Origin of the sequence: Flavobacterium sp. PL02, assembly GCF_035013205.1 — a bacterium.
GTDB lineage: Bacteria > Bacteroidota > Bacteroidia > Flavobacteriales > Flavobacteriaceae > Flavobacterium.
Genome location: NZ_JAYGJP010000004.1, coordinates 350,880 through 369,547, shown reverse-complemented (window position 1 = coordinate 369,547; position 18,668 = coordinate 350,880). Strand labels below are relative to the sequence as shown.

At 31.6% G+C, this 18,668-nt stretch carries 15 protein-coding genes; 4 read left to right on the top strand and 11 right to left on the bottom strand.

Annotated features, from left to right (window positions below):
• Positions 1-201: 201 nt before the first annotated feature.
• The 4 genes from SHI72_RS14885 to SHI72_RS14870 all read right to left on the bottom strand — a co-directional run bounded on the left by SHI72_RS14885 (position 202) and on the right by SHI72_RS14870 (position 6,485).
• Positions 202-789, bottom strand: coding sequence for a helix-turn-helix domain-containing protein (locus SHI72_RS14885; RefSeq protein WP_323490471.1), 588 nt, complete (start codon positions 787-789; stop codon positions 202-204).
• 376 nt (positions 790-1,165) lie between these two features.
• Complete coding sequence (locus tag SHI72_RS14880; RefSeq protein ID WP_323490470.1) at positions 1,166-3,586, bottom strand: heavy metal translocating P-type ATPase; 2,421 nt, start codon at positions 3,584-3,586, stop codon at positions 1,166-1,168.
• Positions 3,587-3,674: 88 nt separating this feature from the next.
• Complete coding sequence (locus SHI72_RS14875) at positions 3,675-4,238, bottom strand: helix-turn-helix domain-containing protein (protein WP_039119733.1); 564 nt, start codon at positions 4,236-4,238, stop codon at positions 3,675-3,677.
• Positions 4,239-4,622: 384 nt separating this feature from the next.
• Complete coding sequence (locus tag SHI72_RS14870) at positions 4,623-6,485, bottom strand: TonB-dependent receptor plug domain-containing protein (RefSeq protein ID WP_323490469.1); 1,863 nt, start codon at positions 6,483-6,485, stop codon at positions 4,623-4,625.
• Positions 6,486-6,549: 64 nt separating this feature from the next.
• Here SHI72_RS14870 and SHI72_RS14865 point away from each other — a divergent pair, with 64 nt between their 5' ends.
• Positions 6,550-8,034, top strand: a complete 1,485-nt coding sequence (locus SHI72_RS14865; RefSeq protein ID WP_323490468.1) for a PLP-dependent aminotransferase family protein — start codon at positions 6,550-6,552, stop codon at positions 8,032-8,034.
• A gap of 70 nt (positions 8,035-8,104) precedes the next feature.
• On the opposite strand, the gene SHI72_RS14860 is transcribed toward SHI72_RS14865, so the two are convergent.
• The 3 genes from SHI72_RS14860 to SHI72_RS14850 all read right to left on the bottom strand — a co-directional run bounded on the left by SHI72_RS14860 (position 8,105) and on the right by SHI72_RS14850 (position 10,896).
• A complete protein-coding gene (locus SHI72_RS14860; protein ID WP_039112096.1) occupies positions 8,105-8,488 on the bottom strand; it encodes a GreA/GreB family elongation factor in 384 nt (127 codons plus the stop codon).
• A 471-nt stretch (positions 8,489-8,959) separates the two neighbouring features.
• Entirely contained in the window at positions 8,960-9,568 is a 609-nt protein-coding gene (locus SHI72_RS14855; protein WP_323490467.1) for a hypothetical protein, read from the bottom strand.
• A 290-nt stretch (positions 9,569-9,858) separates the two neighbouring features.
• Positions 9,859-10,896 (bottom strand): META domain-containing protein, encoded by a 1,038-nt coding sequence (locus tag SHI72_RS14850; protein WP_323490466.1) that lies wholly within the window; start codon positions 10,894-10,896, stop codon positions 9,859-9,861.
• Positions 10,897-11,395: 499 nt separating this feature from the next.
• On the opposite strand from SHI72_RS14850, the gene SHI72_RS14845 reads away from it, so the two are divergent.
• Positions 11,396-11,863 (top strand): hypothetical protein, encoded by a 468-nt coding sequence (locus tag SHI72_RS14845; RefSeq protein WP_039119736.1) that lies wholly within the window; start codon positions 11,396-11,398, stop codon positions 11,861-11,863.
• A 64-nt stretch (positions 11,864-11,927) separates the two neighbouring features.
• Here SHI72_RS14845 and SHI72_RS14840 read toward each other — a convergent pair whose 3' ends face one another.
• Both SHI72_RS14840 and SHI72_RS14835 read right to left on the bottom strand, forming a co-directional pair.
• A complete protein-coding gene (locus SHI72_RS14840) occupies positions 11,928-12,671 on the bottom strand; it encodes a DUF2490 domain-containing protein (protein ID WP_323490465.1) in 744 nt (247 codons plus the stop codon).
• Between the two features lie 307 nt (positions 12,672-12,978).
• Positions 12,979-14,358, bottom strand: a complete 1,380-nt coding sequence (locus SHI72_RS14835) for a HAMP domain-containing sensor histidine kinase (protein ID WP_323490464.1) — start codon at positions 14,356-14,358, stop codon at positions 12,979-12,981.
• 242 nt (positions 14,359-14,600) lie between these two features.
• On the opposite strand from SHI72_RS14835, the gene SHI72_RS14830 reads away from it, so the two are divergent.
• A complete protein-coding gene (locus SHI72_RS14830) occupies positions 14,601-15,197 on the top strand; it encodes a hypothetical protein (protein WP_039112100.1) in 597 nt (198 codons plus the stop codon).
• Between the two features lie 139 nt (positions 15,198-15,336).
• Positions 15,337-15,921, top strand: coding sequence for a helix-turn-helix domain-containing protein (locus tag SHI72_RS14825; RefSeq protein WP_086894288.1), 585 nt, complete (start codon positions 15,337-15,339; stop codon positions 15,919-15,921).
• A 164-nt stretch (positions 15,922-16,085) separates the two neighbouring features.
• Here the strand turns inward: SHI72_RS14825 and SHI72_RS14820 are convergent, their stop codons facing one another.
• Complete coding sequence (locus tag SHI72_RS14820) at positions 16,086-17,765, bottom strand: DUF4983 domain-containing protein (RefSeq protein WP_323490463.1); 1,680 nt, start codon at positions 17,763-17,765, stop codon at positions 16,086-16,088.
• 72 nt (positions 17,766-17,837) lie between these two features.
• Positions 17,838-18,518, bottom strand: coding sequence for a phosphonatase-like hydrolase (locus SHI72_RS14815; protein WP_323490462.1), 681 nt, complete (start codon positions 18,516-18,518; stop codon positions 17,838-17,840).
• Positions 18,519-18,668 lie beyond the last annotated feature (150 nt).

The following is an 18,668-nucleotide window of genomic DNA, read 5'->3' as shown; positions in this document are numbered from 1 at the left end:
GCGTCTTAAGTTGTGGAGAGATAGGTTTTAAGAGATAACCATTTAAAAAAAGAGCTGCAATCTTGTCTTTCTGAGGCGGAACCGAAGAATCTCCACCAGTAGCTCGACAACATTGTGTTAAGACTAGTTTGTGTCCTTCGACTCCGCTCAGGGTGACAATATTATTGGTAAAATTAGTTTTATAGGACTGAAATGATTTTTTTAAGAAGCGCTATTTATATGAGATTGTTTCTCTATAATAGCAAGCTTATCAAGCCGTATTTTTTTATAATAGGAAGAAGTAAAACCAGTATATTTTTTTAACTGGTTAGATAAATGTGCAGGACTGCTGTATCCTAAAGTATGGGTAATCTCAGACATCGATTGATCTGTATAAACAAGAAGTTCTTTTATCTTTTCGATTTTTCTGAGGATGATATATTTTTCAAGTGTTTGTCCTTCTACAGACGAAAATAAAGCGCTAAGCGTATCATAATTCTTGGTCAGTTTATTACTGATTAATGTAGAAAATTTGGTTGGTTTTCCATTTTCCAATTGCATTTTGATTCCTATTTCTACTAGTTCTTTAATCTTTTCTACAGTTTCTTCGGTTTTAGTAAATAGTAATTCAAATCCATTTTTTTTAAGCATGGACTTAATTGCCTCTTGGTTCACAGAAAAGTTGGCTGTATCTTTTATTACAACGCGGCCTAGCTCAATAGCAATGATTTCTAAATCTAGATTTAAAAATTCTTGTTCGAGAACATAAATGCATCTGTTGCACACCATTCCTTTTATTAGTAATGTCATAAAATTGATATTAATGATGCTTTTTCCATTTCCTTGAATTTTGTATTACAAATTTCCTGATAGTTGAGCTGTGTCTTATATTGCTATTCCTAATTTGATTTATAAAATTTACTGATTGTTTTAAAAAGGTTCTGAGGGACTGAGTGACAAAGGCTCAAAGATTTCTCTCGCACCGCATATTTCTTAAAAGAAAACCTCATTTTTAACCAGTTCCGAAGATGTTAAGGAAGGGAAAAAATGAGGTCAATTAAAAAACAAAATCAATTATTTATCGGGTAATCTTAGGTGGAATAAATTCTTCTTTTAATTAAGGAATAAATATAAAACGGCGGCCAATAGATTATGAAACCGCCGTTTGGCAAACGCATCAAGGAGTTTACTTTTTCCACTTTAATCGTAAGCTGTTGCTTACCACACTTACACTACTCAAAGCCATTGCAGCCCCTGCAATCATTGGGTTTAGCAAGAATCCGTTTATTGGGTATAATATACCTGCAGCAAGAGGAATACCAATAAGATTATAGATAAACGCCCAGAATAAGTTTTGTTTTATGGTAGCTACTGTTTGTTTTGATAGTCGAATAGCCTGAGGTATTTTGTTAAGATCGGATGATATAATAGTCATCTTTGCCACATCCATTGCGATGTCGCTTCCCTTGCCCATTGCTATACTTACATCGGCAGTTGCCAATGCTGTACTATCATTGATACCATCACCTACCATGGCTACAACTTTGCCTTGCTGTTGCAATTCTTTTACAAAATCGGCTTTATGCTGTGGCATTACTTCTGCTTTATAATGTTTTATTCCTGTTTGTTCTGCGATAGCTTTTGCAGTAGCTTCATTATCTCCAGTAAGCATATAGAGTTCAATACCCATACCTTGCAGATGTTTGATTGCTTCTACAGATGTTTCTTTAATTTTATCAGAAATTGCAATAACCGAAAGTGCTTGCTTGCTATTAGCAAACCAAATTACAGTCTTAGATTCTTTACCCCATGCATCAGCTTGATCCAATAATGTACTGTCAATAGTGATATTATTCTCTGCTAGCAATTTCTTGTTACCTACATAATAGGTTTCGTCCATATAGATTGCTTTTGCTCCCTTACCAGTAATACTATCAAAATGGGTTAGAACTACGTTTGGTATACTTTCGAAATTTTTTACTACGGCTTCCGCTAAAGGGTGTTCGGATTGCTTTTCGATACTAATTAAAATATCTTTTGTTACATCGTTATTATTTAGCCATTTAACACCAGTTACCTGTGGTCTTCCTTCAGTAATAGTTCCGGTCTTATCTAAGACAATTGCCGTAACTTTTCTGGCTAGTTCTAAACTTTCGGCATCCTTAATTAATATACCATTTTCGGCACCTTTGCCCACTCCTACCATAATTGCTGTAGGTGTTGCAAGACCTAATGCACAAGGACAAGCAATAACTAGTACTGTAACTGCTGCTAATAAAGCTTGTGCCACAGCATTTTCTCCTTCTAGAACTATCCAAACAATAAAAGTAAGTATGGCTATACTAATTACGATTGGAACAAAAATACCTGCAATTTTATCAACTAGTTTCTGCACAGGAGCTTTACTTCCCTGAGCATCTTGCACCATTTTGATAATTTGCGCAAGCATGGTTTCTTTTCCAACTTTAACTGCCTTGAATTGAAAACTTCCTTTTTGGTTTATAGTTCCTGCAAAAACCTTTTCGTTTTCCGTTTTCAGCACAGGAACAGGTTCACCGCTTAACATACTTTCATCTACATATGAGTTTCCTGAAGTCACCATTCCATCGACAGCAATTTTTTCTCCTGGTTTTACAAGGATAATATCACCAACATTTACGTTTTCAATTGCTATTTGTTTTTCCGTTCCGTCAGGCTGAATAACCATTACAGTTTTAGGCTGTAAACCCATTAATTTTTTAATTGCAGATGAAGTATTTCCTTTGGCTTTTTCTTCTAATAATTTACCAAGAAGGATGAATGCAATAACTACTGCTGCCGCTTCAAAATAGACGTGAGCATGTAATCCGCGTTGATGCCAGAAATCCATGAATAGCATATTAAATACACTAAATAAGTAAGCAATTCCGGTACTTAAAGCCACCAAAGTGTCCATATTGGCAGATCTGTTTTTCGTTTGTTTCCATGCATTTATAAAGAAATCTTTCCCTAACCAAAGTACTACTGGAGTCGAAAAGAACCACATAATCTCATTTCCATAAGGCATATCCATAAAGAACATACCAATCGTTACTACGGGTAACGACAATATAACTGCCCAAATGGTTTTGTTTTTTAATTTTTTGAATTTCTCGGCATGAATAGCTTCCAGAGATTCTTGCTGTTTGGTTTCGTCTACAATAAGTAAATCGTAACCAACGGCTTGCATGGCTTTTTGAAGTTTATTTGCATCTGTTAGATTAGGAAGATATTCTACAGTTAAGTTTCCTGTTGCAAAGTTTACCGATGCATCAACTACTCCCAATTCATACGTTACGATACTTTCTGCGCTGCCTGCACAAGAAGCACAAGTCATACCTAGAACAGGAAAAGTATTTTTAACAGTGGGAACATTATATCCCAAGTTTTTAATAGCCTTTACAGCATTACCAACGGTTTCATTACCTTTAACAGTAATGGCAGCTCTACGGTTGTTTACTTCTACTTTGTGAGTTTCAACGCCTTTAACCTCCGCTAATCCTTTTTCTACGATTAAAGCACAATGCTCGCTATCTACATTTTCTAGCGGAATGAAAATTGTTTCTTTACTATTATTATTTGTCGCCATATTTCACGTGTTGTAATTTACATGCAAAGTTGGCGACAATATCTATGAATTTTATTGTGTAATTATGGGTTTGATTTGTAATATTTACTTAAACCTTATCCAATGGTTTTCTTTTTTCTTCCCTAATTTGTTTAAAGTGACTTGGCGTTAACCCCGTTACCTTTTTAAATTGATTACTCAGGTACGCAACACTAGAATAATTTAAACGTAAAGCTATTTCGCTCAGCGATAACTCATCATAAACCAAAAGTTCTTTTATTTTTTCGACTTTTTGAGCGATGAAATATTTTTCTATTGTAGTGCCTTCTACCTCCGAAAATAAATTAGAAAGGTAATTATAGTCATGATTGATTTTTTCGCTCAAGATATCAGATAAATTGTTTTTTGTGTCATTATCCTGATGATGCACCAGGTCGATGATAATGTTTTTTATCTTTTCGATAATTCTACTTTTTTTATCATCAATTACCTCAAAACCTAAAGGAACTAATGCTGCTTCTATCGAATTTCTTTCGTCGGAGCTTAGTTCTTTTGTCAGGCTAACCTCTCCAAGCTTAATATTTGTAAAGTCTAAACCGAGTTTTTCGAGTTCATTTTGAACTACCATAATACAACGGTTGCAGACCATGTTTTTAACGAATAATGTACTCATATCCTTGTTAGATCAGATTTTTTATTAAATATAGTATCGACAAATCTACTATTAAAATTCAATTAACCGTTTTATAAATATCGTTAAGTTTACCGCAAAGAGCGCAAAGGTTTATAATCTGTAGGTTAAAAAGTTTAACCATTAAGACATTAAGTTTCATTAAGGATTAGCGTTAAGTTTACCGCAAAGGTCACAAAGGTTTATAATCTTTAAGGTTGAAAATTTTAACCATTAAGGATTAAGCTTAATTTTTCTTTTTTTCTTAATGGTAAAAAAATGGTCAAGTTAGGTTAATAATAAAGGACGAAAGGGTTTACGTTAAGCTTTGTACCCTTTGCGTAAACCCTAGCGCCCTTTGCGGTAAAAATATTTAGTTTATGATGTTTAGAAAGTCACAAATTTCACTCCTAAACTAAACCATCTTGACGGAAGCGGAACTGCTCCAACCTCGTAATAAGTAGTGTTGAAGATATTTTGTGCATCAACATAAATAATTACTTTTTTGATCGATTGACTTACTCTAAAGTCGTTAATCCAGTATGATGGCCCTGTTATTCTTTTATTAAAACGGGTAGCAAATAGTGCCGTAAAATTTTTATGCTGAAAATCGATTGTATTGGTTATTTGGTGCTCTAAAGAAGAAACCAGATATTTAGAATAAAGATCATCGATAACATCTTGAAATTTAAAATCTAAATAAGAATACGCCAGATTGATATTTAACCTAGAATCATTAGAAAAGTTAACTCTATAGTTGGTACGTAAATTAAAACCATTTGTATTTAGATTTCCGTAATTATTACTTTGCCAAGGCTGAGTGGTTACATTTCTTGTCCAATCTATAAAATTGCTAATCTTTCTGTAAAAATAATTGGCATTAAAACTAAAATTTTGCTTCGTGTATTTGAATCCTATTTCGCTCTGAAAAGCATTTTCGGTTAACAAATCAGGATTTCCAATATTCCCGGGACGTTGGTTAAGGTATAAATCTGTAAATGAAGGTATACGCTGACTTGTTCCGATATTTCCTATTATCTTAAATGCATCTGTTATGGCATAACTAGCATCAATTGCTGGATAAGCTTGCCATTTATAATCTGAATTATAATTAAGATAAGTACCAAAATTCACATCTAGTTTTTCAATAAATGTAGTTCTGTATTGTAGATAAATTCCAAAATTTTCTCTATCATGATCCCCAATGTTAGATGAGCTAATGTCTTCATTTCGTACTTCGGCACCAAAGCCCAGTTCTCCCCTTTTCATCTTATAGGTTGTATTAATTTCTGCAGCTATAGAGTTGGTATAATGCTGGCTTCTACCCGCTTTTAGATTAGAAATTCCATAATAACGATAATCATCATAATTATATCTGTAGCTTACTCGCGGCATCAACGTCCATTTTTCAGATAGATTATGTTTAGATTGTACAGATGCAAAGGTAGTTTGCACAACTTCACTTGAGTTTCTGTCACCAGGAGCAGCATAAAATCCATTAGCGCCAAAGCCATTGTTAATATAACCGAATGAACTTAAAATTTCATTATTGTCGTTAATCTGAAAATTACCCTGATAAAATATTTTATTATTTTCGAAAGCTGTATTGTATCGATAACCGTTGCTTTTATCATGTGAAGCAAAAAGCGAATGTTGTTGTTTCTCTTTGCTTAAAACTCCTCCTACCTGAATTCCGGTACCATAAAATGTATCTCCTGTATCTTGCGTATCTTTTTCAAAATTAGATCCAGCATACGTATTTACTAAAAAGCCAGATTTGGTTGGTTTTTTGGTAATAATATTTATGGCTCCAGTTAAGCTGTTAACACCATAAGTAAGAGCAGCTGGTCCACGAATTATTTCGATTCTTTCAATTAATTCAACCGGAATAGGCAAATTAAGCATATTGTGTGCCGTTTGTGAGTCAATAATTTTTGTCCCATTTATAAGAACAACTGTTTGCTCAAAACTTCCTCCATCTATACTTACATCGGCTTGACTCCCAAAAGGTCCTCTTTGTCTTAAATCTACACCATTGGCATATTGTAAAATTTCCTGAATAGATTTTCCTGGTAATTTTTCAATTGCAACTTTATCAATTATATATACATTTCTGTTTTTTTTAGAAATTGGAGTGCTAAATCTATTTTCGTGAATTATTACTTCGTCAATTTTAATAGTATCTTTTTGTACTTGAGCGTATAAACCAACACTCATAAAGGTTAATATAGCAAAATAAATCTTTGTCATTTGTTTTAATTTTTTGCAAAAGTAGTATCTTGCCGTACTACTAATGTGTACCAGTTTTATAAAAATGGATAGTCCGGTTCAAATTCCTTTCAAAAGTTTTATTCAGCTTAAGCCTGAAGAGTCAACTGCTATATACTTGCAAATAGTTTTTGAATTTATAAAAGCGATACAAATCGGATTACTTCCTGAAGGCACAAAACTTCCTGGAACTCGTATATTATGTAAATTATTGGAGGTTAATAGAAATACGCTTATTAAAGCTTTTCAGGATTTAGAATTACAAGGCTGGATTGAAATTTTGCCAAATAAAGGAACGTTTATCTTATCTGAAAAAAAACAAAAAAACAAAGCCGAATTTGTTCCGATTGAAGGTGAAAATGCTTCAAAAATAAGTGAACCTTTTACTTTTAAGCGTTCTACAATTCTTGAAAACCCGAAAGAAATCAGCACTTTACCCTACCAATTTAATGATGGTTTACCCGATTTACGATTGGTTCAAACTGATGTTCTGGCGAGGTTATATGTATCTAAATTAAAAAGAAAAAAGAACACAAAAACTTGGGAACAAATTCAAACTCAGTCGCATTTAAATTTTAAGACTCAGTTCTCTAATTTTTTAAATCTGACACGTGGTATTCGTATTTCAACATCAAATTTACTCACAACTACTAGCCATGAAATCAGTTTGTATCTGGTTACAAAATTACTGATTAGTCCTGGTGATAAAGTTGTTGTGGCTTCTCCGGGTTATTATATGTCGAATATGACATTATCTGATAGTGGTGCGCAAATAATTACAATACCTGTTGATAAAGACGGAATCGACACGGGGCATCTAAGGCAGATTTGCGAAAAACAGAGTATCAGACTATTATATCTTACGTCTAATTATCATTATCCTACAACAACTTCTCTTAGTGCTAAAAGAAGAATGGAAGTATTAGAATTAGCTAATAAATATGGGTTTGTTATTTTAGAAGATGATTATGATTTTGATTTCCATTATGATAATAATCCTGTATTACCTTTGGCTGCCTTAGATTCTAATGAAAGAGTAGTTTACATTGGTTCATTTGGCAGATCCTTGCCAGCAGGTTTTGGTTATGGATTTATTGCTGCTCCATCAGAATTTATCAAGGAACTAGAAAAACATCAAAACATTCTGGAACCTGAAATTGATGTTATTAAGGAACAGGTTTTAACCGAATGGATTATGGAAGGTGAAGTTCATCGTCTTTCAAAAAAAAATAAAAAAATCTATAAAGAGCGTAGAGATTATTTTGTTTCGTTATTAAAGGAAAAATTAGATGGAAAAATCAAATTTCAAATTCCTCTTCGGGGTTTGGCTATTTGGGTAGAATGGCTTGATAATTTTAATTTAATAAACTTGCAAAAACAATGTATTATAAATGGATTGTTCTTGCCGAAAACAATTTTGTATCAAACAAAAAATCTAACTGCTACACGGTTAGGATTCGGACATTTAGATGAAGCTGAAATGGAAAAGGCGGTTGCTATTTTAAGTAAATCTCTCGAAGAGATTATTTAAATATTAGTCAAAAAAAATATCCCATAAAGAAAGGCTTCTTTTGGGATATTTTTTTGATTGAAAAAGGGTTTTAAGCTACTTCTTCTACTTTTAGGATTTCTAATTTCAAATCCCCTTTTTTAGCAGGCCATTCTACTAGATTACCTACTTTGTATCCTACCATTGCAATACCTTCATCAGAAAGAATTGAAATTTTGTTTTTGCTTACTTTTGTTTTCTCAGGACCTACAAACACAACTGTTTTTTCTTCGTTTGTTGCATGATCTTTATAGGTTACTTTTCTATTTACTGAAACAATATCTTCTGGTAAATCTCTTCTTAGTACCTGTGTTGCCTTTTTAAGTTCAAAAAGTAATAATTTTTCTTCTTCTATTGTTACTTTCTTTCTTCTTACGTGATCCTTAATTAAATCGTATATTCCTGTTGTTAAAATGATGTTTTGATTTGCTGACATAACTTTCTGTTTGCTCCATTCTCATAGGTATGATATATAACTCATCATTGAACTTTTTGTGGCTCTTGGTGTGTTTGAATTCAATGATATCAGAATCCTAAATAAAAATTGAAGATTAAATAAATGAGTTGCCTTAATAAAAGGGTCCCTGTCTAGAGTTTTGACAGGGCTTAATTAATAAACTCTTTGGAACTTTTTAAGAAAGTATCATCATGCAGATATAGTAACGTGCCCATAAGGCGCATCAAGCGATTATTTTTTAAATAAAAATTTGAAGTAGTCATTACTATATTTGCTTTTAACTCTGCAAAGATAGCTATTTTTTTTGAAAGAAAAAAATTTCAAAAATAGAACTTTAATAATGTTAAATAAAACGAGGAGTCTCAAGGTCAGTTATATAGGTTTTTATATTGCAAATACTTACCTATAAAAAGTTAGGGTAAACTTAAAGTTGACTTGAATCTCTTAAAATTAAAGTTTATAGCTTATTCCTACTACTATTATTCCTTTATAACCAAAACCTAGCTCTGCAAACCCTCCTAACTTCTTCCCTACTCTTAAACCAACCGGATTTACCTGGAAACCAAATGCAGTTGCATTATCTGTATAAGCATTGGTATTATCAATTTCTTTGGTTTGCATCATGATGATTCCAGCTGCAGCCGAACCATAGAAATTTATAAAAGATGTACGAACATAACTGAATTCTATAGTGGGTAGTACCAAAAAATATTGCGCTCTACGCTTATTGTGCTCTATCCCACCAGAATTTGGAAGTTTTGTTTCAAACGATTTATCGGTTCTAAGATAACTTACATCGACCCCTATTTTTAATCTTTCAGTAATACGATTGCGATATCCTATTTCAAACATTCCAAGGGTACTATCTTCTGCATTATCGATTTTGGCTCCGTATATTCCAGAAACAATTGCATCACCAAAAGCATCCGAAAGTCCTGTTCCCATAATAAGGAATGTTGCATCACTATAACCTACGCGAAACTCGTGTTTTTCATTTTCTTGTGCTTTTGCAATAAGTGTAAAAAATAGTAGCCCTAAGATAATAATCGATTTTTTCATTTTAATTCAGTTCTAATTTATATGTTCTGTTAAGTAATTTTCTTTTTTGCAAATATAAAAACGTTTGCTTATAATGCAACTAAGTTGCGTTATAAAAAGAAATTTAATTTTAATAGTTACAAATGTATTAGTCTAAAAAATGATTTTCGATGTAATTTATCATTGTCTTTTAGTATAAATTTATTATATAAGATAAAAAACTAGTTGCTATAAACAGAGTGTCATCAACTTGTATAAACAACAAAAGCCTGAACATTGTCAGGCTTTTGTTGTTATATATACTATAAGATTTACTTTGTAGTTCCGAACATCATTATTAATTTATCACCAAGATAAAAATTTAAAGTTTGCTCTGCTACATCAAAACGTAGCTCTTTATTATCTAAAAGAGAAAGTACTTTTTGTTCAATTTTAGAAGTTTTTTCGTCAAGACATGCCATTCTGGTAGATCCTAAATTACCAAACTGAATTTGATCGTTACCTTTAAGTGTATATGTTCCAAAGAAGTTGTTACATCCAGAATTTCCGCTCACTTTTTTAGTAGCTGGGTCAAATTTAATAGATGCTCTTCCGTAATCCTGCCCTACATTTTCAAGCATGATTAATTTCCAATTGTTTTTAGCAATAAAGCTCCAAACATCATTTTGTGTAGGAATCGTAAATTCCATAATGATTTTATTTTTTGAATTTTTAAACTGTACTTTATTTTTTTTCTGTACAATTTTAAACTTTTGATCTTGTATAGCTTTAGTAAACTCTTGTTCTAATTTCATGTTCGCTTCATCACAAGCCATTAAAGTTCCTATTGATGAACCAATTTGAATTTGATTTTTTGAAGCAAGTTTAGTGTATTTTGCACTAAATCTGTTACATCCGCTTTTTCCGCTAATTGTTCCTGTAGCTGAGTCGATTGTCAAATACACATTTCCTGTAGATATTGTTTTACCATTTAAACGAGTTAATGTCATTTTAGTATCATAAATACCTTTAGCAGTTTTGGCAGCTGTTACAGGTGTTTTAGAGATAATACTTTTTAGTTTGTACGTATAAATAGATGCGTCCGCAGGAACAATTCCTTCACGTTTTGTTCTGATTACAGTAATCTCGTATTTATTTCCTTTTTCAAAATTAAAACCTTCAATGCCATTATAAAAAAGTTGATAGTCTTTTTCATTGTCATATCTTACTTGTAAGCACTCCATAGGACCTACACCTACGCAAGGTACTTTATTCTCTTTTACAAACATTTTCAGGGTCTCTTGTCCATAAGTAAATGATGAAACTAGTGTTACCATCATCAAAACAAACATGCATTTTAAATTTTTCATTCTTTTTAAATTTTGTAATACTTCAATAAGTATTGATTATTCTATGTTTTGGTTCTTTTGCATTAACTGTGCCATTTTGAAATATTTTTAAGATTTTAAAATATTTTTAAGATTTTATGGAAATTAAAATGATGACTAAATTGTCTATCTGTTATAGACAATAATTTGTTTTGTAGGGACTTATCAAATTATTAAATAAATAGATTTAAGCTAACGATTATTTTATTTTTTTTTCTGCCAACTAGAAAAAATATCTTGATTATAAAAGAACATTTTATAGAATAATATTTTTTTAGGATGTTTTAAACCCATAGCGAAGAGCAAGACTGGAGCAAGAAATGCCGTTATAATATAATTTTGCAACAGAATATTTTATAAATTTAAACACATTGACAAGAGATATTCATTATTTTATTTTAATAAATATTCTCAAAAAAACAACTTTAGGTTCGATTTTTGTTTTTACATATCTATTATTAATCTAATAAAATTTGAAATCATGAAAATATTGAAACATTTATTTATAGGAATAGCATTTCTAACGATTAGTTTTTCATCTGCTCAAGTATCAGTTAATGTTAATATTGGTACTCCACCAGCATGGGGACCTGTAGGATATACAGATGTACGATATTATTATTTGCCAGATTTGGAAATGTACTACGATATAAATGCATCTAATTACATTTATATTAGTAACGGAAAATGGATAAGAGCAAAATATCTTCCTAGAAACTATAGAAATTATGATCTTTATAACGAATATAAAGTTGTTCTTACGGATTACAGAGGAAATTCACCATATGATAATTATAGAACTCATAAAGAAAAATATGGTAAAGGTTATAAAGGTAAACCACAAAAAACCATTGGTCAAAAACCAGGTAAAGGGAATAACAAAGAACATAAGAATAATGGTAATGGCAATAATGGTAATGGGAAAGGACACGGTAATGGAAAACATTAAATCATAAAAAAAGGGTTACTCTAAAAATTGAGTAACCCTTTTTTATTTATAGAATGATATATTTTTACAACCTTACATAGGCAGCTACTTGCACTATATTATTTACAGTATTATTGCTTTTGCCAAGAACATACTGGTTCATGTAACCTGCTTCAAGATCAAATTTTGGGCTTAATCTCCAACCTAATGCCAGATAGGCTCTGTTTTGGTCAAAAAAACTATCGTTTGGAGCATTTTGTACATTCAAGAAAACTTCATTTTGTAATGCTAAGAAAGCTCCTTTGGTAAAATTGTCTGTTTTAGAGAGCGGAAAGATAGAACGTGCAAAATAACGTAAACGTTGTGCAAATTCATAACTGTCGGTTACAAGCTCGTTTTGCTCAATTATTGCTTGTCCCATAAAACGCTGTTCTAGTCTAAAACGATGTTGCAAAGTAACTGGACGATTAGCTAGTGTGAATTTTTGATTGAAAATAAATTGTTCCCATATTCTGTGCTCAGGTACCCAACCATCAATATCCATAACGCTTCTGTTATTTCCTATATAAGCATACCCTACTGTAGCAATCATATTATCTTTTATATGATAATTTAAACCTGGGCGTATAATATAAGATTGAAGATTTTTTAGTTCATCTGTAGATCTTGCTTGTCCATCAAAATGAAGACTGAATTTATCATTAAGTTTATAAGTAAAAAATACGGCACTCCATCCGGTAAATGTGTTTTGTGTTTGTGCGTTTACAGTTGTACTTAGGAATAGAATTGTTATGCTAATTAAGCTAATGAGAGGTAATCTAGAAATCATTTTTTAATAAATTATATAAGGGAATTGCTAATTTATATAATTTATAATATAGTTCTGTTCCCAGCATTGTTAATTCTCATTTTATTTATGAAAATCATATTTTTTCTAAGTTATTTTTTGCTAAAAAATGTTAAAGCAATTTCAATAATCTATTTGTATGATTTTTGAAGGGTATGAAGATTAAATTATTTTACCTAGCAATAATCTATAAAATTGGGTATTAAACAATTATAGTATATATTTCTAATTCTATTTAATTAGCAGTGAATTTTATTTCTGCTTATTAAAAAAACAGATAAATTTCCGTTTAATTATTTTTTGTTTCGAGTAATGGCAAAGTAAATTTAAAGGTACTTCCTTTCCCCGCTTCGCTTTCAGTCCAGATTTCACCTTGATGCATTTTTATAAATTCACTACAAAGTAAAAGTCCGAGTCCGCTTCCAGTTTCATTTTCTGTTCCTTTCTGGGTGACAATTTCGTTGATCTTAAATAACTTTCCTTTTATGTTATCAGGGATTCCAATGCCATTGTCTGTGATAGAAATTTCGGCCTTTTTAGGAGTTTTTTGAATTTTGACAATAATTTCTCCGCTTTTTTTTGTAAATTTAATAGCGTTACTTAGTAAGTTACGCACGATGGTATCTATCATGTTTTTGTCTGCATCCACTTCAATTAGTTCAGTAGATTCAAATGAAAGAGTGATATTTTTATTTAATGCTAAATTTTTATTTAGTTCTACGTTTTCTTTAATTAATGTGTTTAATGCAATTTTTTTAGGACTGTATTCTATCATTCCTGTTTGTACTTGCGACCAATCTAAGAGATTTTCTAGTAGTTTGTAACTGTTTTTATTCGATTGATGTAACATTTCTATGATTTCCTTAATTTCGTCTTGACTATATTCTTCAATGTTTTTAGTCAATATTTTCGAAAGCCTGAACGACGATCCTAATGGCCCTCTTAAGTCATGTGCTATGATAGAAAAAAACTGGTTCCTATCTTTTAGAAGTTTGCGGATTCTAAGATCTTGTTTTTCCTTCACTAATAATAAAAATCCAACTGTACCAATGAGAGTAAGCAAAAACAAACTAATGTTATACAAAGAGTCAAAAATATTATGGGAGAAAAAATCCTGTTGTGGATTATGATAATTGTTGATTGCTCGCATAACAACCAGAACTTCAAATGTTGCATAGCATAGCACGTAGAAAGTCCTGAAAAAGGTATATCGCTTTTCTGTAAAATAACTAATTGTAGGAGGTAAATAAATGGCAAATACTGCCAAAGACATAATTATAATGCGAGTATTGATTGTGCTCCCTAATAATACTGCGATATTAAAAACTATTGCAGTAACAATAGTAATCCCTATTTGAAGTTTATAGGACTTTTTTTCATCTGATTTAAGCATCGATAGCATTGCTATCGTTTCATAACAACAAGAAGCTAAAATAATTGTATTGGCTACATTTATAGAGATAAAATCGGGGACTATAGTCCTTAAAGCAATCAGGATCCAACCTATTGATAGTAAAAATTTTCCATATCCTAATTTTTGTATTATTTGCCTGTTCTCGCTGGTAGCATACGAAATAGAATAGCTAAAAATAAGAATGCAGATAAAAAAGTTTGCCCAAAAGTAAAGATGGAAAACAGTTTTAGAATCTAACAATAAAAGTTCGGACATTGTAGGGTTTCGTTTATTTAAAAAACTGATTGTCAAATATACAAATTATGGTCATAATCGAATGCTATTTTATAGTGAACTCGTTGTCTTTTTTGTAAAAAAGTAAATGGATAATAAATTAAAATGCAAAGAATCGTTCGCTGAGTTTTATGATAATTAGTTTTCTATAAATACAATAAATATTATAATTAAATGTTTGTTTTAATTAAGAGTTAATGAGATTAATTTAATACAGAAAAGTCATGAAAAGGATATTGTTTTTAATAATTATAATTTGTGTTTCTCTAAAGGGATATGCACAGGACGAACTTAATGGTAAATTTAAACCGATTCCTCCTAAAGATTCGAAAATTAAAGAAGTTATTCCTCCAAAAGAAATTAAACCAAAAGTTGATCCGCCAGTAATTGTAGAGAAACCAGATCCTTTACAAATTAATCCTGAGGAACTTTTTAAGGATGGTAATTTATATAAAAAAGATGCTAATGTAGAAGGTATATTTTATAGACGAAACCAGTTTTTAGGAAGTTTTAAAACAAAATCATTTACATCTACAATACGTTATCGCGATGCAGCTTTTGTAGATGGCGATAAAATAAAAGTATATTTAAATGATAAAATAGTTGTCCCTGAAGTGAGTTTGAATGGAGATTTTCAGGAATTTAAAATAGAACTAGTACCAGGGATTAATAAAATTGATTTTGAAGCTTTAAATGAAGGTTTTGCTTCGCCAAATACAGCCGAGTTTCAGGTTTATGATGATAAAGGAGCTGTAATTGAGTCAAGCCAATGGAATGTTGGTACAGGTTATAAAGCTACAATTGTATTAGTTAAAGAATAAAATCAGCATTTTTTCTAATCACTTCCCTCCTGTTTCATACAAAAGGAGATTAATTATAAGTATCCATTGATAAAGAATCTATGTAAAAAGTTTAGGACTAAATATATTATATTTACGTTTTAAACGGAAGTTACTTACTATGGAAGATTTTTTAATTGGTATTGGAAAAAGATTAAAAGAAATAAGAAAAAAAAATGCCTTAACTATAAACGAAGTTGCCAATAGAGCCGGAGTTAGTAATGGTTTGGTTTCCAGAATTGAAAATGGCAGAACAATTCCTTCATTACCAGTTTTAATAGAGTTGATTCAATCTTTGAATACCGATGTAAGTTATTTTTTTGAAGGTGTCGAAAACACTAAAAATGCCAAATACATCCATATAAAGAAAACCGATTATCAAAAAATAGAAAAGGAAGACAGAGCAGAAACTAAAGGGTTTAATTACTATCATATTTTTAGCAAAAGCATTAATTCAATTGGTTTTGAAGCTGTAATATTAGAAGTTGAACCAAACTGCAAACGAGAAAAAGTTATAACCGATGCCTGGGAATTTAAATATATTATAAAAGGCAGTGTTACCTATATTATTGATGATGTAGAAGTTATTGTTAATGAGGGAGATTCTTTATGTTTTAACGGAAGACACCCACATGTTCCCGAAAATCGAACTCAGGAAAATTGTATTATGTTAGTGCTTTATTTTTATTCTGAAAGCAATAATTAAAAATTAACCGCAAGGGCAGTGAATTTAACCGCAAAGGGCGCAAAGTTTTTCGCAAAGTTAAATAATCCTAGCTTTGCGAACTTTGTGGTTAAGTAAAAATTTAAAAAGGCTACCTCCAAAATGGAGATAACCTTTCAAAAAAAAAACAAAAAACACTATTTATATTAGTTTGCTGCAGGAAGCCAAGAGCGTCCATCTAGTGACCAAGCTGAATTAATTGGCACACCAAACCATTCAAGCGAAGAATAAGCTATATCTACCATTTTTGGAACAACTGTTTCTGCAGTACTTCCACATTTTAAAGAAGCTGTACTTGAAACCCAAGTTGGATTGTTTGCAAAAGGAATTGAAATGGCATTAGAACTAGAATCTATAAAAACGTTTCCAGAACCCGTATTTCCTTTCCAGTATCCTATAAGGTTAGCATAATCGGGATGTGAACTTGTTATAGATGAACAGGTATAGTTTAAGATTGCAGCTTCGGATAAAGCCTTGTTCCATACACGTACTTCGGCAATATTTCCGTTTACATTTGCAGGGTAAGCCAATGTTCCGTCCTGACCAATTGCTAAAGGTAATCCTGAGGTTAAACTTCCAAATCCGTTAATAATAGTTGCCTGTCCTACAAATGCACCATCCTGATATGTTTTTACCAATTTTGCTGCACGATCAACTACTAAAGTTAAATGATGCCATTTACCATCTTTAATTACTCCTCCTGATATATCAACACGATTTTGAGTATCACCAATATTTACTTTCCAACTTCCACCTGTATTTGCCGAAATTACAAATCCACGATTTTTACCACTAGCCCAGTTTTTATTTGAAACCAGAGACGGATCACTTGAATAACCCGAAGTTTTAACTCGACACTCAATTGTAAAGCTTGAAGTACCAAAATTATAAAGTGCATTATTTGTACTCGCATAAATTGCATTGGAATTAAAATTTGCAAATGATCCAGTTATTGATGTTGTCACATCTGCTGCTTTTTCAATTTTATTGGCTGCAAAGTTTTTATTATTGAAAATTGTAAAAATATTTCTTTCTTCGTAAGATGAACCGCCATGAGATCCGCTAGAGCCCGTTACTATTCCGCCATGATCAGGTGCAATAATAACCAACCAATCTTCATTGGCATAATTAGGTCTATTCTTTAAGGCTGTCAGGATTTCTCCAATATAAGCATCCGTAGTTTCTATTGAGGCTTTGTATTTAGGAACATTTAAAGAGAATCCGTAGCTGTGTCCTGCATGATCTACATCATCAAAATGCATGAATAACGCATCTGGATTATCATTTGTAAGCGCACTTACTACTTCGTTTTTTACAGCTAGATCGGTTGTAAGCGTTTTTTCGACATCAATTCCATCAACAATATAAGTGTTAATTGGAGCCCAGTGCACTATAGACATGGTTTTTAACGTAGAATTATACGTTTCAAGACGTTTTAAAAAACTTGGATATGTTGTAAAATTAGGAGTCAAAAAAGAATTATCTGTAACCTTATGTTTTAAATGTGTAACCCCGCTTAGCATTGTAGACCAGCCGTTCCCACTCCAGGTTGGAGATTCGGTTAAGGCATCAAGACTATAAACCGAGTTACTGAGTAAGCCATGTACATTTGGCGTGTTTGCTCCCATTAAGGCATCTCCTCTACAGCCGTCAATACCTATAATAAGTAACTTTTTTACTCCGCCAGTTAATTTTGTAGTTTTTACTGATTTTGCATTTGCAGCTAAATTTGCTGGTTCTTCTTGTAAAGATTCTTTAGTACAGGAAATGGTCAAAAACATACCTGCAAGAATGGTAACATAACTAAACTTTAAAAATTTTTTCATTTTATTTAATTGTTTTAGGGGTTACTATATTAATTACTGTGTGAAACTCTTTTTAGCTACAACAAGTTTTACTTAATTAAAAATGCTGTATAATGAAGCCAAAGAGGGTAATATATAATCTGGTTTTGCATTTTCTAATTGTTCTCTCGTTTGTGCACCCGATAAAACTCCAATGGTAATTCCGCATTCAGCATTTTTTCCTTCATTGATATCTATTGCCGAATCTCCAGCTTTTAATACTTTTGAGGCATCTGTAATTTCAAACAATTGCATTGCTTTAATTATCATATCGGGATAAGGACGTCCGCGCTCAACATCATCTGCAGTTATTAATGCATCGTATTGTTCGCCTTTTTTCCAGTTTAATTTTTCTAATAAAACATTGGCAACTTTACTGTTATATCCTGTATTTAGGACTATTTTTATGCCGTCTTTTTTAAGATTGCTAAGTGTTTTTTCTACACCATCAATTGGAGAAACTGGAGCAGTAAGATATTCCTGGTCTAATAGTTCTTTAAAATATTCAAATATTGTTTTGGCTTTTTCTTCATCTGTATTGTTTATATGTGCCAAAATATCTTTTATTGCCTGATACTTTTCTTTCCCTGCTCCTATCGATAAGACCAGTTCCAGAGAAACATCAATACCAAATTTGTTAATGGATTTATGTAAAGATTTATAAACTATATTTTGCTCATTAATTGTTGTTCCTGCCATATCAAAAACAACCATTTCAATTTCATTAATTTTCATTTTGTGTGTATTATTTATTTTTTTACCATTTTATATTTTCAATGCTATCTGACTCTTTGTCGAAGGAACGCGGATTATGCGGATTCGCTAAGGCGAAAACACGGATTAAACGGATTTTCTTTTGATTATTTTTAAATCAGTTTTAATCTG

Excerpts from the sequence above, each read along its gene's own strand:
- SHI72_RS14885 (WP_323490471.1), bottom strand. The coding sequence starts at position 789 with ATGACATTACTAATAAAAGGAATGGTGTGCAACAGATGCATTTATGTT.
- SHI72_RS14880 (WP_323490470.1), bottom strand. The coding sequence starts at position 3,586 with ATGGCGACAAATAATAATAGTAAAGAAACAATTTTCATTCCGCTAGAA.
- SHI72_RS14875 (WP_039119733.1), bottom strand. The coding sequence starts at position 4,238 with ATGAGTACATTATTCGTTAAAAACATGGTCTGCAACCGTTGTATTATG.
- SHI72_RS14870 (WP_323490469.1), bottom strand. The coding sequence starts at position 6,485 with ATGACAAAGATTTATTTTGCTATATTAACCTTTATGAGTGTTGGTTTA.
- SHI72_RS14865 (WP_323490468.1), top strand. The coding sequence starts at position 6,550 with ATGGATAGTCCGGTTCAAATTCCTTTCAAAAGTTTTATTCAGCTTAAG.
- SHI72_RS14860 (WP_039112096.1), bottom strand. The coding sequence starts at position 8,488 with ATGTCAGCAAATCAAAACATCATTTTAACAACAGGAATATACGATTTA.
- SHI72_RS14855 (WP_323490467.1), bottom strand. The coding sequence starts at position 9,568 with ATGAAAAAATCGATTATTATCTTAGGGCTACTATTTTTTACACTTATT.
- SHI72_RS14850 (WP_323490466.1), bottom strand. The coding sequence starts at position 10,896 with ATGAAAAATTTAAAATGCATGTTTGTTTTGATGATGGTAACACTAGTT.
- SHI72_RS14845 (WP_039119736.1), top strand. The coding sequence starts at position 11,396 with ATGAAAATATTGAAACATTTATTTATAGGAATAGCATTTCTAACGATT.
- SHI72_RS14840 (WP_323490465.1), bottom strand. The coding sequence starts at position 12,671 with ATGATTTCTAGATTACCTCTCATTAGCTTAATTAGCATAACAATTCTA.
- SHI72_RS14835 (WP_323490464.1), bottom strand. The coding sequence starts at position 14,358 with ATGTCCGAACTTTTATTGTTAGATTCTAAAACTGTTTTCCATCTTTAC.
- SHI72_RS14830 (WP_039112100.1), top strand. The coding sequence starts at position 14,601 with ATGAAAAGGATATTGTTTTTAATAATTATAATTTGTGTTTCTCTAAAG.
- SHI72_RS14825 (WP_086894288.1), top strand. The coding sequence starts at position 15,337 with ATGGAAGATTTTTTAATTGGTATTGGAAAAAGATTAAAAGAAATAAGA.
- SHI72_RS14820 (WP_323490463.1), bottom strand. The coding sequence starts at position 17,765 with ATGAAAAAATTTTTAAAGTTTAGTTATGTTACCATTCTTGCAGGTATG.
- SHI72_RS14815 (WP_323490462.1), bottom strand. The coding sequence starts at position 18,518 with ATGAAAATTAATGAAATTGAAATGGTTGTTTTTGATATGGCAGGAACA.